The 15,136-nt window shown below is 35.1% G+C and carries 16 protein-coding genes; 12 read left to right on the top strand and 4 right to left on the bottom strand.

Annotation, left to right across the window (positions count from 1 at the left end; all coding sequences use genetic code 11):
* Positions 1-129: 129 nt before the first annotated feature.
* On the bottom strand, positions 130-378 hold the full coding sequence (locus FG390_RS08320) for a 4Fe-4S domain-containing protein (protein ID WP_141190584.1): 249 nt from the start codon (positions 376-378) through the stop codon (positions 130-132).
* Between the two features lie 440 nt (positions 379-818).
* Between FG390_RS08320 and FG390_RS08315 the strand changes: the two genes are divergently transcribed.
* The 4 genes from FG390_RS08315 (at position 819) to FG390_RS08300 (ending at position 4,716) form a co-directional block, all read left to right on the top strand.
* Positions 819-1,874 carry a YpbB family protein gene (locus FG390_RS08315; RefSeq protein ID WP_141190583.1) on the top strand — a complete coding sequence of 352 codons (1,056 nt, stop codon included), beginning with the start codon at positions 819-821 and terminating at the stop codon, positions 1,872-1,874.
* A gap of 1 nt (position 1,875) precedes the next feature.
* Positions 1,876-3,363 carry a RecQ family ATP-dependent DNA helicase gene (locus FG390_RS08310; RefSeq protein ID WP_141190582.1) on the top strand — a complete coding sequence of 496 codons (1,488 nt, stop codon included), beginning with the start codon at positions 1,876-1,878 and terminating at the stop codon, positions 3,361-3,363.
* Between the two features lie 143 nt (positions 3,364-3,506).
* Positions 3,507-4,091, top strand: coding sequence for a CPBP family intramembrane glutamic endopeptidase (locus tag FG390_RS08305; RefSeq protein ID WP_181406437.1), 585 nt, complete (start codon positions 3,507-3,509; stop codon positions 4,089-4,091).
* Positions 4,092-4,260: 169 nt separating this feature from the next.
* A complete protein-coding gene (locus FG390_RS08300; RefSeq protein WP_181406436.1) occupies positions 4,261-4,716 on the top strand; it encodes a DUF2663 family protein in 456 nt (151 codons plus the stop codon).
* Between the two features lie 336 nt (positions 4,717-5,052).
* On the opposite strand, the gene FG390_RS08295 is transcribed toward FG390_RS08300, so the two are convergent.
* The 3 genes from FG390_RS08295 to FG390_RS08285 all read right to left on the bottom strand — a co-directional run bounded on the left by FG390_RS08295 (position 5,053) and on the right by FG390_RS08285 (position 6,420).
* The gene (locus tag FG390_RS08295; protein WP_141190579.1) at positions 5,053-5,622 is read right to left on the bottom strand and encodes a manganese catalase family protein; all 570 of its coding nucleotides are present in this window, start codon (positions 5,620-5,622) and stop codon (positions 5,053-5,055) included.
* A 114-nt stretch (positions 5,623-5,736) separates the two neighbouring features.
* Positions 5,737-6,006 (bottom strand): spore coat protein CotJB, encoded by a 270-nt coding sequence (locus FG390_RS08290; protein WP_141190578.1) that lies wholly within the window; start codon positions 6,004-6,006, stop codon positions 5,737-5,739.
* Positions 6,007-6,204: 198 nt separating this feature from the next.
* Positions 6,205-6,420, bottom strand: a complete 216-nt coding sequence (locus tag FG390_RS08285) for a spore coat associated protein CotJA (RefSeq protein ID WP_141190577.1) — start codon at positions 6,418-6,420, stop codon at positions 6,205-6,207.
* Positions 6,421-6,905: 485 nt separating this feature from the next.
* Here FG390_RS08285 and FG390_RS08280 point away from each other — a divergent pair, with 485 nt between their 5' ends.
* The 8 genes from FG390_RS08280 to FG390_RS08245 all read left to right on the top strand — a co-directional run bounded on the left by FG390_RS08280 (position 6,906) and on the right by FG390_RS08245 (position 14,903).
* Positions 6,906-7,544: a CBS domain-containing protein gene (locus FG390_RS08280; protein WP_141190576.1), complete on the top strand. Its 639-nt coding sequence runs from the start codon at positions 6,906-6,908 to the stop codon at positions 7,542-7,544.
* A 319-nt stretch (positions 7,545-7,863) separates the two neighbouring features.
* On the top strand, positions 7,864-8,640 hold the full coding sequence (locus FG390_RS08275; protein ID WP_258311630.1) for a metallophosphoesterase: 777 nt from the start codon (positions 7,864-7,866) through the stop codon (positions 8,638-8,640).
* 123 nt (positions 8,641-8,763) lie between these two features.
* On the top strand, positions 8,764-9,372 hold the full coding sequence (locus FG390_RS08270) for a genetic competence negative regulator (RefSeq protein WP_141190574.1): 609 nt from the start codon (positions 8,764-8,766) through the stop codon (positions 9,370-9,372).
* Between the two features lie 262 nt (positions 9,373-9,634).
* The gene (locus tag FG390_RS08265) at positions 9,635-10,630 is read left to right on the top strand and encodes a YpdA family putative bacillithiol disulfide reductase (RefSeq protein WP_141190573.1); all 996 of its coding nucleotides are present in this window, start codon (positions 9,635-9,637) and stop codon (positions 10,628-10,630) included.
* 146 nt (positions 10,631-10,776) lie between these two features.
* Positions 10,777-11,484: a glutamic-type intramembrane protease PrsW gene (gene prsW, locus FG390_RS08260; RefSeq protein ID WP_141190572.1), complete on the top strand. Its 708-nt coding sequence runs from the start codon at positions 10,777-10,779 to the stop codon at positions 11,482-11,484.
* A 356-nt stretch (positions 11,485-11,840) separates the two neighbouring features.
* On the top strand, positions 11,841-12,674 hold the full coding sequence (gene sleB / locus FG390_RS08255) for a spore cortex-lytic enzyme (RefSeq protein WP_141190647.1): 834 nt from the start codon (positions 11,841-11,843) through the stop codon (positions 12,672-12,674).
* 166 nt (positions 12,675-12,840) lie between these two features.
* Positions 12,841-14,163 carry a germination protein YpeB gene (gene ypeB / locus FG390_RS08250; RefSeq protein WP_141190571.1) on the top strand — a complete coding sequence of 441 codons (1,323 nt, stop codon included), beginning with the start codon at positions 12,841-12,843 and terminating at the stop codon, positions 14,161-14,163.
* An 80-nt stretch (positions 14,164-14,243) separates the two neighbouring features.
* Positions 14,244-14,903 (top strand): flagellar brake protein, encoded by a 660-nt coding sequence (locus tag FG390_RS08245; protein ID WP_141190570.1) that lies wholly within the window; start codon positions 14,244-14,246, stop codon positions 14,901-14,903.
* Positions 14,904-15,136: the final 233 nt, after the last annotated feature.

Here is a 15,136-nt window from a genome sequence, read left to right as displayed (position 1 = left end):
TATTGAATACTCAGAATCCATCAGTAGGATCTTTTCTTGCCGTTTAGGCGGGATAAATAAAACACCATCCTTTTAATTTAGGATGGTGTTTTAATCGGTTAGATTAGGTAAAGCTATATGAGTTCTCCGTTACTCGTTGCTATCTGGATTACCATGGAAGGGTTTATCCGAAACACGAACTGAATCAGTTGGGCACCCTTCATATGCGTCGACCATATCATCTATTAATTCCTCTGGAATCTCTACATCACCGGTATTTTTATCGAGTAGAACAAAAGCAATCCCATCGTCGTCGTAATCATATATATCGGGAGCTGCAGCTCCACAAGCTCCGCAAGCAATGCATGTATCTTTGTCAATAATAGTAAACTTAGCCATTTTGTATCCCCCATTTTCTCTATCATCTCTATTTTAAGCCGACAACCCATTTTTTTCAACAAAGTGACAGGATAAAACAAAAGTTGATCTTTTGTTACAAAAGTACGTGTTCAAAAAGGTGACAAATGAAAAGGGTTACTGGCTAAGTACGCTGGCATCCTGCAAGAAACGCCAGTTACTTGCTCGTCCTTGGCGTCGGAAGGGTAAGAGTGGCGCTGTGTTCCATAGGACCGGCATCCACATGATGTGGTAGCTTCAGGTGCCAGTGTGAGCGATTTTAGCCAGCGATCCTCTTGTATCCGCTACATGAGGACCGGAAAAACAAGAGGGCGCCGAGATTCGCAGCTTATCATTTGGTGACTTTTTAAAGCAACCTCTAAAAGAAAAACCGCGATTGTGCTAAGATTATGATGTAAGAAGACAAATCAAAGGGGAAAGTTATGTCATATCACGTATTTGTAGTCCTTCATCTTATAAAAAAATTCCAAGGTGATCGTTCGATTTATGGCATTTACCATTTACTTCGTGGGAAAAAATCATCTCAAACAATTCAAGATAGCGTTCTCTTTTCTGCACAAGCTTTTTTCAATTCTTTAGAAAACCTTTCACGGGAGAACTGGAGTCATTTAATTCGTTCTTGTTGTTCAAAACATCTTCTACAGGAAATTAAAAAGGATCACTTTACTTTAACTGATAAAGGTTCAGATACGTATTTAATGCTCTCAAAATCCTATTCTATTCCAGCTGGCTTAGAATTAACTGACTGGATTGACATTGAAACGCCATTCTGGAAAAAACTAAAAATGATTATACAAAGTCTGTCACATATGGTTCATCACAAACGTTATTACTATCCTGTAACAAGACAAGATGACATTCAACAATGGACCAAGAACTTTTATAGATATTTGAAAGTCAATCGCTACCAAATTTCTAAGCAACTTCAAAAAGAAATCAAGACAGCACTTTCTACATGCTCCGATCTAGAAAGTGGTATCTTAGTCTATCAGTTATCTGGTTTTCAGGTAAATGGAATGACGATTGAACAACTAGCCATGTTGACCCATTCATCACTATTTGAAACCTCTTTCCTGTTTAAATCATCAGTACGACAACTTCTTAACCAAATTGCATCTAAGCCAAATAAATATCCTATTTTAGCAAAGATAGCTGATTTAGATAGGTCTGCTTCAGCGGTTTCATTAACACAATCTGCTAGGAAGACGCTAAAACTTATTAATCGCGGACTGACACTGGATCAAATTGCCTCAATACGTCGTTTAACTCAGAATACCATTGAAGATCATGTGATAGAAATCGCCTTTCAGGATCCTTCTTTTCCGATTGATTCATTTATTGATGAGAATTCATATCAACATATACAGCGAATTATCGGTTCTTTAACAACCAAGCGGCTGAGTGTGATCAAAGATGCATGTGGACAAGATATCTCTTATTTTATGATTCGTCTTGTACTAGCAAAGGAGAGAATTTGAGTTGCTAGAAACAATTTTAAAAGAAAAATTCGGTTATTCATCATTTAGACAAGGTCAAAAAGAAATTATTGATTCTATCATACATAGAAGAGATGTTTTTGCTGTTCTACCAACAGGTAGTGGTAAATCCATTTGTTATCTATTACCTGGATATGTGATGGAGGGTTTAGTCATCATTGTGACGCCGCTTCTTTCATTAATGGAGGATCAATGTGAACAGTTACGTGCTCATGGTGAAAAAAGAGTAAAAGCCTTAAATAGTTTTCTTACTTACCAAGAAAAAGAGCGGATACTTGGACAATTACGAGATTTAAAATACTTATTTATTTCACCTGAAATGTTGCAAAATAAAAAGTTACTCAACCAATTAACCAAGATCAAAATCGCTCTTTTTGTTGTTGATGAAGCTCATTGTATTTCAGAATGGGGACATGAATTTAGAACTGATTATTTAAAACTAGCGAGTATCAGGCATACTCTAGGAACAGCTCCATGCCTAGCCTTAACTGCAACAGCGAATGATCATGTCAAACGTGATATTATCAAACAGTTGGATATGGAACAATGTGATCAATATATCTATCCCATTGATCGAAAGAATATATCGATTGTCGTTAAAAAATGTGAAACAATAGATGAAAAAATAGAGGAGGCCATTTCTATCATCAAAACGGTTCATCTACCTGGCATTCTTTATTGTGGGAGTAGAGATTGGACAGAACAATTAACGTCTATTATCCAAATTCGGACCAATTATCGCGTCGCTTATTATCATGGAGGCATGACTACGGAGGACCGTATCCTTATCCAACGACAATTTATTGATGGAGAACTTGATCTCATCGTTTGTACAAATGCCTTTGGTATGGGAATTAATAAATCCAATGTGAGGTTAGTGATGCATTTTCATTATCCTAAACATATTAATAGCTATGTTCAAGAGATTGGACGAGCAGGAAGAGATGGTAAGCAAAGTCTCGCTGTCTTACTATATTGCCCATTAGATGATCAGATACCAAAACATTTGATTGATCAAAGTTATCCAGATGATGATGTATTAGCTAGAATTTTTTCGAGAATTAAATATGAAAACGTGAAACTCCATTCAGACCAGCTCTTAGTCATCATGCAGGAAGAAGGAGCGAGTGAGACGGCAGCCCAATTTTTACACTATCAATTACGACAATTTGCTAATAAGGATTTAGATATAGAAAAAGTCCAAAAAATGATCAAATCAACCATTCAAGAAAGAAAGCAACATAAATGGCGAGAATTAAATGAAATGAAAAGATGGATTGAGACGAAAAGATGCCGAAGAGAAGCTTATTTAGAATTATATAATGAGCAAGTCATTGAAAAAAGAGAGCCATGTTGTGATCATTGTGGTTTAAATTGGGACATTTTTAGGAAGGGTAAAAGAGAGAAAAGGAGTTTCGATAAAATGGATACGTGGGAAGAGCGATTACAAAAGCTATTGAATAACAATTAGAAAGTATAGGAAATGATGACTCATGCCCATCACTTAAAGTCCATCTATGTATACTCCTTGACGGATGATATAGGCGTATGACTAAACAGGTCATGAAAGAAATTCTTCTCATGTTGCTTTACTTAAGAAAGGGGTCACAATCGATGAATAGAAAGCAATTAAACGCTTTAAGTGACCGAGAGATCAAACATGCATTAATACAAACACAGTTCATCTTACTGTTAATCAGTGCGATTTGGATATTGGTATATAAAAACAATTGGACTTACTGGAAAAAAGTATTAACAATAAGGGGTGATGATCATCTCTTTACTTATGGGATACTTCCAGCCCTCGTTGTCGTTCTTTTACAAATAATCATTGATAAATCTGTTCCAAGACATTGGTTTGATGATGATGGAATAAATGAGCGCATGATGCAAGCTCTTTCAATACCTGAACTATTTTTATTTATGGGATTGGTTGCATTTAGTGAAGAATTACTATTTAGAGGGCTTATTCAATCCACCTTTGGAATATGGATAACAACTCTCTGTTTTGTTGTCATTCATGTAAGATATTTGAAGAAGCCCCTAGTGATTGTTGTCCTCGTTCTCATTAGTTTGCTTTTAAGTTGGTTATTTACAAAAACAAACAGTCTAATCATTCCAATGATTACCCACTATGTCATTGATTTATTGCTAGGTATTTTACTTAAACAGCAATTTAATCAAGCTGCGCTTCGATAATAAAAGATGTAGTGTGAAAATTGGAAACTTAGAATGTTACGAAACCACCCTATGAAATAACATATGTTCCTATCAAGATCTAAACAAAGCCAAAATAATTAAATGGTTTAATTCTTTTTTGTCCTATTCCCTTATGTGTTCACATACTTTGATAAGGGGAGGGACATGTATGGAAGAGATAAAAATTAAGGTTTTACGTGATGAAGGCGTAATTCCCGAAACAACGTATCGACTTTTATGTAAACTCATAAAATTAAAAGAAGATGAATCAAAACAAAAAAAAAGGCGTTTATGGGTGAGTACAACTCTTGTCAGTCTTTATGCTTTTTTTATTTTTTATCTATTCTTCATTAAATTATCTGGACTAACTGTTCTTGATCCGATGAGATCTGTAAGCACAGATCCGCTTATTCTTTGCTTTGGTTTGCTATGTATTTTTATCCATTTTGTATGGGTGAGTGCTAGAAATAAATATGAAGAAGCTAAAGAGGATTTTGATGACTTAAGGAAAGAAATGATAGATCGTTATGAAGAGCTATGGTTTAAACAGATCGATCAAAGTGGGAAAGATGAGACGCTGCGTTTTTTAAATGACGAAAAAGATATCAACTTGTATCATAAGTGAAGGTCTACTTAAAAGCCTTGGAAGATAAAGAGGAATCAGGTGGAGAATCTCCTCCGCCTGATTAGAATTTATAACTACATAAGCTAAGGAGAAAGTACTGAAACAAATAATAGACAACTTTAAGAGGTTGTTCAAAAAGTCACCAAATGATAAGCTACGAATCTCGGCGTTGGCTTGTTTTTCCGGTTCTCATGTAGTAAAAACCTACATTCCGGTCCTCAAAACTGCGCCGCCTTGATCTTCTTGCTTCTAATTTGTCACCTTTTTGAACAGGCTCTTTAAATAAATCGTTCCTATATACCGGAATCAATGGGACATGTGATTTAATCAGTCTTTTTAAAAATATTTTTTCTTATCACGTTCTTCTTTTAATATTTCCACAGCTTCGCGGAAACGCTGAGAATGGACGATTTCTCTTTCCCTAAGAAAACTCAAAGATTCATTTAAAAATGGATCATCGGAAAGATCAATAATCCATTGATACGTGGCACGTGCTTTTTCCTCAGCTGCAATATCTTCATATAAATCTGCAATGGGATCTCCTTTAGCCTGTATGTATGTAGCGGTAAAAGGCACTCCCCCTGCATTTTCATAGAATAGTGCTTTGTCGTGATTCACATAATGTTCACCTAATCCAGCGGCTTTTAACTGTTCAGGTGTAGTGTCTTTCGTCAGTTTGTAAACCATTGTAGCGATCATTTCTAAGTGGGCGAATTCTTCTGTCCCAATATCATTTAAAAGACCGATGACTTTATCTGGAATCGTATACCTTTGGTTTAAATATCTCAAGGCGGCAGCAAGTTCCCCGTCAGCCCCGCCATATTGCTCTATCAAATATTTAGCTAACTTAGGGTTACATATGCTAACCTTTACGGGATATTGTAATTTTTTTTCATAATACCACATGTCAATAGACACTCCCCACTTGTATTTTCATCAGATGGTTTATTTAATCAAGAGATATTCAAGGAAATCAGTGACGTGAATTGATAGATACGTCTGCCTACTAAAGACAACAGTCTAAACTTGCCATGGCCATGGAGCATCTTTCCATCTCCATGGGTATTCTGAAAAGCTTCTTCCAAAGTGCATTAAAGGTCCAAATTGGGCTTCAAACTTTTGCTTGAGTTCTAGACTTTGTTTTGTTAAGGAATTAAATTGTTTAAGAGCATTGAGATCATTCGGATGAGTATCCAGATATAAATTTAGTTCAACTAAGGCAAAATCTACAACTTGAATGGCCTCCAACTGGTCATAATAGCTCTTTGGCAGAGGATTTTGTTTATCCATCCTAATCACTCCTAAAATCAAAATAGTAACACTTGAAAAAAGGTAGGAGATTGTTTGAACTTCCGGGTAAAACATTCACGAGATCATCTTTGATTATTCGTCCACTTCTATGGAACGAATAAGCTTTAGAAGTGGACAGCCGGCTTATGTTTATAGTTAGACGAAAAAAATGGATCTATTGAAAAAATAGCTTTACAGCTACTTCTTCGTTTCATAGGGATTAGTGTAGGGAGTATATAAAGCGGGCCAAAGGGTGCCGTGTTTTAATGCTTCTTTTAAGGTAAACTGTTTAAGATTTTCTGGTTGAAATCCTAAAAAGAGTTGTGCAGGTGTTTCATATGTTCTGACACGTAGAGGTGGACAAGGATCGAAAGGACTCACGAAAGGTTTATACGTTCTTCGAAAGGTCGGCATAGCAGAAAACCTCCTTTATTAAAAGATGTTTACTTTTCTTGTATATGTTTCTATAGCTTGTCAAAGACCGAAAATAATAAGATTGATCTTAATATATAAGAGGTTGTTCAAAAAGTCACCAAATGATAAGCTGCGAATCTCGGCGCCCGCTCGTTTTTCCAGTCCTCATGTAGTAAAAACCTACATTCCGGTCCTCAAAACAGCGCCCCCTTGATCTTCTTGCTTCTAATTTGCCACCTTTTTGAACACGCACTATAAGAGTTTTTTTATTATTTAATTTGCCTGAAAGGGATTAGCAAGTTTGATGTGGAATAATGTAATGTAACGAAATATTCAAACATCTGGAATTAAGAAGTTGCTCATTAATGTCTTTGTTTCTTTTATGTAAATTGGCGAAGGATTTCATTGTTTTTTGAAATAAACTAAGATTTAAAAAGAAAAGAAATCTTTTTGAAAAAAAGATGTGGAGTAAGGAGAGAATATAAATGTTTGTAAAACAGGTCATGATTCCAAAAATGAAAGTCACTTATGCAAAAACAAGTACATCTTTAAAAGTTATTTTGAATACTTTTGATGATCAGAAAATTGATGGCATCCCGGTTGTTAGTAACGATGGAAAACAATACATTGGATTACTCACAAAAAATCGAATTTATGAAGCAGCATTTGACAGTGAGGAGCCAAGAAAAGTATTTGTTGAATCAAAGACAGCGGGCGATATTGTTGTTCAAGACAGCAACGTTCTCACAGTCAATGATGTATTTGAAAAAGCCCTTGTAGCTCTTAAAGATAGGCCTATCGCGGTAGTAGTTGGTCAAAAGAAAGAATTTTTAGGGATTGTGACGCGTTTTGACATTCTCGAAACATTCCAAAGTGCTTTTGGAATGCAAAAATCTGGAGTTCGTATCTCTTTAACATCAAATGATGCAAAAGGACGAATGGCTAAAATAGCTGATTTTGCAAAACAATGTCATATCAACATTATTTCATTTGCCACTTTTGATGAGACAGATAAATTAGTAAGGCGTATGGTATTAAAAATAGAAAAATCAAAATCACTTCAATCTTTTCTGGATAAGTTGGAAAAAACAGGTTTTAGAATATTAGATCTACATGAAGATTAATCTCGCAACAATGGGGAAAATGAGCAATGATCGATCTATTTCTGGTGAAACCTCAATCAATATCAATATGGATATTTTTCATTCAATAAATCTTAACTTTTTTAATGGAGTGGAAAATAATAACAGTTTATTTATTTGTGTTCAGTTGAACATAATTTAGTGTTCTACATAAACTAAAAAAGACGAAAAGGGATTAGGAATCGGGCAGCTAGTTCGTTCTTATTCAAGTCATACCCGCGTCCCATGGCCCTTTTTTATGAAAATGAATGATGTATATCTTTAGTTGCGGGACTTTTAGGAGGGTAAGGTTTTGTGGTTTGTGCTAATTTTTCTAGGTCTGTTCCTTTTTGCCTCCCTACTTATGCTTCTTTACATGTATATAGAGGCGCATTTAAACCGAATTATCAATCATCATATTGCCATAAAGGGTCTAGATATAGTCTTTGAAGACTTTCGTATTTTTTTTATTTCGGATATTCATAGGAGATCAATATCACCTAAGCTCATTGATAAGCTAAATAAGCTACCTAAAGTCGACTATGTGGTGATCGGCGGGGATATTACTGAAAGAGGCGTTCCTTTTAAACGAGTTGAAACAAATTTAAAAAAACTAAGCCAAATTGCCCCACTCATCTTTATTTGGGGAAACCATGATTATACCGTTAATAAAAATCGACTTATAAAAACATTAAAACATCACCACGTTCAAATTTTAGAAAATAGCTGTATCGTTATCACTCGTGGTGGGCGAACTTTAAACCTTGCAGGTATTGATGATTTAACCTATGAGAGAGATGATTTAAACAAGACCCTTCAAGGAAAAGCCGATGCGCCCGTCATATTATTTTCTCATAATCCGAATATAAAATATAGAATCACAAAAGATACAGGTATTCAACTTGTTGTTAGCGGCCATACGCATGGAGGCCAGATTCGATTATTTGGATTTAGTTTAAAAGAAGTTGGAGGCGTAAAAAGACGATCTTTTGGAAAACTAATCATAAGCAATGGATATGGAACATCGCGTCTTCCACTTAGATTCGGTGCAAAACCAGATACGTTATATCTCATCTTAAACCGAGCGGAGGCTAAGTAATAAAACTTGTCCATATAGCAGAACTCATTGTATACTACTACATAAGCCTCTGTTATGAACAAGTAAAGAGGAAGATGCATATAGTATAGAAAGATTTTCGTGTAAGGTAAGGAGGACGATACGATGCGGTTGGAGAGATTAAATAGCGATAAAATTAAGATCTTCTTAACGTTTGATGATCTTAATGAACGCGGAATTTCCAAAGAAGATATGTGGCATGATCTTCCAAGAGTAGAACAACTCTTTCGCGATATGATCATGGAGGCTGATGATGAGCTTGGTTTTCAAGCGGATGGCCCAATTGAAGTTGAAGTGTTTTCCTTACCTGCTCAAGGGATGGTTGTTATTGTTTCTAAATCATTTCATTCTGACACTGATACATTTGATGATGAAGATGACAATTACATCGAAATGCAGGTAACTCTAGATGAAAGCTATGATATTTTGTATCAATTTACTGATTTTGAAGATGTTATCTCTCTAGCTCGTATGCTCCATCATATGGGGGAGGAAAGTGGCATTCTATATCTATTTGAAAATAAATATTATATATGCTTCGATGAGGATCAAGTTTCTGTCGATGTTCCACTTTTAGTATCTGTTTTAGCTGAATTTGGTAATACATCCACAATAACAATACACCGTTTAATGGAGTATGGTAAACCTATAATAGAAGAAAACGCCATTAAACAATTGCATCATTTTTTTATTGAAGGGAAAACCTCACATTAATCGTGAGGTTTTTAATTTTGGTTAGCTTGATCATTTATGTGAGAATAATCAATCTCAATCATGTTGATCTGAATATAAAATGAGTTTGTGATTCCATTATATGACGATCTCATTTATATTATGAACTCATAAATAAAATTAATGTAAATATTATGGGTTGAAGGATGCTCACAAATTTTCTATAGTTAGAGTAGAGATATATAACCATATACATAGGTAAAAAATCATCATAGAGTGAAAAAGTAATAAGGAGAGATAGGATATGGAAGATGTTATTATTATTGGAGCGGGTCCTTGCGGATTATCTGCTGCCATTTATTTAAAAAACGAAGGATATAATCCTTTAGTTATTGAAAAAGGTAATATTGTTCAAGCGATCTATCGTTATCCAACTCATCAACAATTTTTTAGTTCAAGTGATAAGTTGGAAATTGGTAATATGCCATTCGTCATTGAAGATCGAAAACCTCGAAGAAATCAAGCTTTGTCCTATTATAGAGAAGTTGTCAAGAGACAGAACATTCGAGTCAGTAGCTTTGAAGAGGTTATCAAAGTAGAAAAACAGGACGATGGCATTTTTCATGTTTTAACAAAACTGGATAAAAATCTAGGAGAAAAATCATATCAAGCTCGTTATATCATTATAGCAACTGGATACTATGATCATCCTAATTTAATGGGAATTCCAGGTGAAAATTTACCTAAAGTTTATCATTATTTTAAGGAAGCTCATCCATTTTTTGATTGTGATGTTGTTGTTATTGGTGGAAAAAACTCTGCTATTGATACAACAATGGAATGTCATAAAGCCGGTGCAAGAGTGACGGTGATCTATCGTGGTTCCTCTTATTCTAAAAGTATTAAACCGTGGATACTACCTGAATTTGAATCATTAGTCAAACACGGTAAAGTCAATATGATTTTTGATGCAGAAGTAACCGAGATTAAAGAAAAGTCCGTCGTTTACATGAAGGACGGGAAAACTTCTGAAATTAAAAATGATATTGTTTTTGCTATGACGGGGTATCATCCAGATCAATCAATGCTTAAAAGTATGGGTGTAGACATCGAAAAAGATACAGGGAAACCGGTATATAACCCACAAACCATGGAAACCAATGTTAAAGGGATCTTTATTGCAGGTGTTATAGCAGCAGGGAATGATGCCAATGAGATTTTTATTGAAAATGGACGATTTCATGGCGATCCAATAAGTCAAACTATTGTGATGAGAGACAAAGCAGCATCCCTAATTTAAGACCCAAATACATCTTAAGATTGATGAAAATCATGATTCTTAACGTTATAATAGTGTTAAGGGGATTATATAAGTGATTTATATGGAATTTTGAAAATCGTAACCCCTTGGAATGGGTTAAAATTAATATAGAATTGAGGATGCTTATGTTTACCGTATTGTCTGCGGGTATTGCACCGGGCATAGCACTATTGTCCTATTTTTACCTCAGGGATAAATATGAAACGGAACCGATTCGAATGGTCATTCGTATGCTGATTTTTGGGGCATTAGTTGTATTTCCGGTTATGGTAGTACAATTTGCTTTTCAATCGGAGCATCTTATTCATTCCATTTGGTTAGAAAGCTTTGTCCTCAATGGCTTTTTGGAAGAATTTGTTAAATGGTTTCTTGTTATTTATACAGCTTATCATCATGCGGAATTTAATGAACGTTATGATGGGATCGTATATTCAGTGGCTGTTTCATTAGGTTTTGCAACAGTTGAAAATGTCCTCTATCTATCAGCGTATGGCTTACATTATGCTATTATGCGTGCTTTATTGCCTGTTTCTAGTCATGCTTTATTTGGTGTTATTATGGGATATTATATAGGAAAAGCGAAATTTTCTTCCAATAAAAGAAAGTATTTACTCGTAGGGCTATTATTTGCAGTCGTACTTCATGGGATATATGATCTATTGCTGCATCTTGAGACATCTTGGTTGTACATCATGATACCATTTATGGGCTTTTTGTGGTGGAATGCACTTAGAAAAGTGAAGATGGCACATGTTCAGCATCAACTTTGGTTAAAACGTAAATTACCTTTGTCGCGTGTATCCGATAAAATGAACGGGGATTTACCACAATAACATATTATTTATTCTTAAAGAGGTTGTTCAAAAAGTCACCAAGTTAGCCAGTAACCCTTTTCATTTGTCACCTTTTTGAACACACACTTAAAACATAACAAATTTTTGTTATGTTTTTTTTTGTCATAGTTATATCAATCTTACTGGCAAGCTTTAGTCGAAAAAGATTCAGGCAGAATATTAGATTCAATCGTGTAACCCGAATTTGTTGAATATAAGTTTATCCTTTTTCGATACATAAACTCACTTTTTTTTGAAAGACTATGGGTATATCTTGTGAATTAGGAGACGTGATCATGAGAAAGAAAGGATATATTCAGAGAATAGGGATAGTCATTACAGTAATTGTGCTATGTATGTTTATACTAAATCTACAATCAAATCAGGCTACGGCATTTTCAGGACAAATCGTTCAAAAAGGCGCAACAGGTGATGATGTCATCGAACTTCAAGCAAGATTGCAATATATAAGCTTCTACAAAGGAAAGATTGATGGAGCATTTGGCTGGAGCACCTACTGGGCTTTAAGAAACTTTCAACAAAAATATGGATTAAAAGTTGATGGTCAATTAGGAACGACGACAAAGCAAAAATTAGTCAAGGCTTCGAAGTATGATGCCAGCTTTGTTAAGAAAAATATTAACGCAGGAAATGATTTCACCTACTATGGTGGAATTCCACTAGATCAGCAAGTGAAAAAAAAGACAGCTAACAATCCTTCGGGGAATAACAAAAAACAGTCTTCTAATCAAAATCAGTCAACTGGCCAAAACAATAAGGCTGCAAAGACGAATCAAGGTGGAAAATACACAATAGATCATCTGCCATCAGGATATTCTAAAAGCGATATTAATTTAATGTCCAATGCGGTTTATGGAGAGTCAAGAGGAGAGCCATATGTTGGACAAGTGGCTGTCGCGGCCGTTATTGTTAATCGCGTTTCTAACCCTAAATTTCCCAATAACGTCTCTGGGGTTATTTTCCAACCAGGTGCTTTTACAGCTGTCGCCGATGGACAAATCTGGCTGACACCGAATGAGACTGCTAAAAGAGCTGTATTGGATGCCTTGAATGGTTGGGATCCAACTCATGGGGCCATTTATTATTTTAATCCAGAAACGGCTACATCAGCTTGGATTTGGAGTAGGCCCCAAATTGCAAAAATAGGAAGACATATTTTTTGTGAATAAACGATTTTTATTAACATTTTTATCACTCATAAGGTACTAAAGTCTGATCTAACGATATTTCCTATTTGACATCTATGGTGAGAATAATACTTACGCTTTTGGATAAATAAATAGGTGACTGATGTGTGATGAAAATGTTGCTATTGTTAAAAAGGAGTGAACGTCTGTGTTTCGTTCGATATTAATTGCCATTTTGGCGTTATCTGTCATTGGATTCTCTTATTGGGGTTATGAGGAACATAAAGAGAAAAACAATATTCTGATTCACGCAGAGAATAATTATCAACAAGCTTATCACGAACTCGCCTACTATATTGATCAGCTCCATAATCAAATAGGGTCAACGCTCGCCATGAAAACTCAAGATTCGATGCGTCCACAATTGGCGGATGTTTGGCGCTTGTCTACACTTGCACATGGATTTATAGGTGAACTCCCATTAACTTTAATGCCATTTAATAAAACGAATGAGTTTTTGGCGAAGGTCGGGGAATTCAGCTACGAAAAAGGCATTAAAGAAACAAACGATAAAGATATATCTGATTCAGATTACAAAAAACTTCAAAAACTTTATAGTCAATCAAAAGAAGTTGAAGATGGCTTACGAGAAGTTGAAAATGTGGTTATGACCAATCACTTAAGATGGATGGATGTAGAACTGGCTCTATCTTCTCAAAATCAGAAAATGGATAATCAAGTGATTGATGGATTAAAAACAGTCGATGCTAAATCTGCAGATTACACGAAAAGTTTTGAGGCAACTAATCCCAAAAATGCCGTTAATCAAGATAAAACATTCACAAATCTAAGTGGTCCAAAGATAAATCAGAAAGAAGCGATTGAGCGATTTCAGTCGTTTATCGATGATCATAACATGAAGGTCAAACATATAGAATTAACAGGTAGAAATGGAAAAAAAGACTCTTATACGTTGTCGATGGAAAATAAATCAAATCAAAAAGGTGTATCTGGACAAGTGTCGAAACAAGGCGGGCATGTCATTTGGTTTATGAAACAACGTGAAACAAACTATGATAAAGTGACGTTGTATGAGGCCATTCAAAAAGCCAATAAATACTTAAATAAGCGAAAAATAAAAAATATGGTACTTGTACAAAGCGACCAATATGACCACGTTGGATTATTAACCTATGCTTTAAAAAAAGAAAATGTTCGTATTTATCCAGCCTCCATTCGGATAAAGGTCGCTTTAGATACAGGAGAAGTGATTGGATTTGATCAAACAGATTATTTATATAATCGAACAATCCATGTTAATTTAAAGCCCAAGTTAAAAAAACAGGTGGTTATAGATCATTTAAGCAATAAAATAAAAGTTCAGGAAGTTCATTTAGTCGTTTTTCAAAATGAGCAGATCCAAAATGTGTTGTGTTATGAAATTCTTGCTACACAAGATCAACATTCTTATCGAATACTGATCAATGCAAATACGAATGAACAAGAAAAGGTTGAATTATTGAATGGGTAAAAGGGAGATAACTTCCTCTTTTTTAATCGATTATGATAAAATTTTAATAGAGATTAGATGAGGGAGAAGAGAGGGACGAGATGTTTAAGATAGGGGAAAATCTAATATTAGAATATAGAGAAAACGCAAATAAAGTTAAGAAGTTTCGATGTCGTATTACCCAGGTAGAATTAGATAAAGGGATATATATTGACTTTCCTGTCAACATCAAAACGAGAAAAACGGAATTTATTCCAATAGGGACTCAGATTCACGCTTATTATAACAATAATCAGAAAGTTGTTCGATTCCCTACATTTATTCTTGAAAGAAAGAGAAGCAAAATTCCAATGATGAGACTTCAGTATCCTAATAGGGAAGAAATTCAATCAATCCAACGAAGAAATTACGTTAGGGTACAGGCCTCTGTCGATGTAGCTATTCATTTTAAACAACAGGATAAGGAGCCGTTCACAACGTTATCCAGTGATATAGGTGGTGGGGGGATTTTAATCAATTTACCTGCACATCATGAATTAATAGAAGAAGAAATGGTCGATGTATGGGTATCATTACCTATGCAATCTGGGCAGTTTCACTATCTACAATTTACTGGCCGTGTTGTTCGACTATTTAATGACAAAAAAACAGGAAGTGACAAAGCCTCCATCGAGTTTAAAGAGACAACAGAAAAACATCGAGAACCAATTATTCGATATTGCTATGAACAACAATTACAAGAAAGACGTTATTGGAGATAGAAAGTAAGCTAGAGAGATACATAAATGAGGTTGTTCAAAAAGTCACCAAATGATAAGCTACGAGTCTCGGCGCCCGTTTGTTTTTCCAGTCAAAAATCTACATTCTGGTCCTCAGGTGCAGCGCTGATCTTTGCCTTCTTGCTTTTAATTTGTCACCTTTTTGAACACCTACTAAATGGGAATTTGTCGATGGGTTTTTTTAGTCATTGACAGAATGGAAGAACCCCATTTCT

This window comes from Terrilactibacillus laevilacticus, assembly GCF_006517395.1.
In the GTDB taxonomy this organism is placed as follows: Bacteria; Bacillota; Bacilli; order Bacillales; family Sporolactobacillaceae; genus Terrilactibacillus; species Terrilactibacillus laevilacticus.
Note: the sequence above shows the minus strand (reverse complement) of the source record. Positions and strands in the feature narration are given on the sequence as shown.

Excerpts from the sequence above, each read along its gene's own strand:
- FG390_RS08320 (WP_141190584.1), bottom strand. The coding sequence starts at position 378 with ATGGCTAAGTTTACTATTATTGACAAAGATACATGCATTGCTTGCGGA.
- FG390_RS08315 (WP_141190583.1), top strand. The coding sequence starts at position 819 with ATGTCATATCACGTATTTGTAGTCCTTCATCTTATAAAAAAATTCCAA.
- FG390_RS08305 (WP_181406437.1), top strand. The coding sequence starts at position 3,507 with ATGAATAGAAAGCAATTAAACGCTTTAAGTGACCGAGAGATCAAACAT.
- FG390_RS08300 (WP_181406436.1), top strand. The coding sequence starts at position 4,261 with ATGGAAGAGATAAAAATTAAGGTTTTACGTGATGAAGGCGTAATTCCC.
- FG390_RS08295 (WP_141190579.1), bottom strand. The coding sequence starts at position 5,622 with ATGTGGTATTATGAAAAAAAATTACAATATCCCGTAAAGGTTAGCATA.
- FG390_RS08290 (WP_141190578.1), bottom strand. The coding sequence starts at position 6,006 with ATGGATAAACAAAATCCTCTGCCAAAGAGCTATTATGACCAGTTGGAG.
- FG390_RS08285 (WP_141190577.1), bottom strand. The coding sequence starts at position 6,420 with ATGCCGACCTTTCGAAGAACGTATAAACCTTTCGTGAGTCCTTTCGAT.
- FG390_RS08280 (WP_141190576.1), top strand. The coding sequence starts at position 6,906 with ATGTTTGTAAAACAGGTCATGATTCCAAAAATGAAAGTCACTTATGCA.
- FG390_RS08270 (WP_141190574.1), top strand. The coding sequence starts at position 8,764 with ATGCGGTTGGAGAGATTAAATAGCGATAAAATTAAGATCTTCTTAACG.
- FG390_RS08265 (WP_141190573.1), top strand. The coding sequence starts at position 9,635 with ATGGAAGATGTTATTATTATTGGAGCGGGTCCTTGCGGATTATCTGCT.
- prsW (WP_141190572.1), top strand. The coding sequence starts at position 10,777 with ATGTTTACCGTATTGTCTGCGGGTATTGCACCGGGCATAGCACTATTG.
- sleB (WP_141190647.1), top strand. The coding sequence starts at position 11,841 with ATGTTTATACTAAATCTACAATCAAATCAGGCTACGGCATTTTCAGGA.
- FG390_RS08245 (WP_141190570.1), top strand. The coding sequence starts at position 14,244 with ATGTTTAAGATAGGGGAAAATCTAATATTAGAATATAGAGAAAACGCA.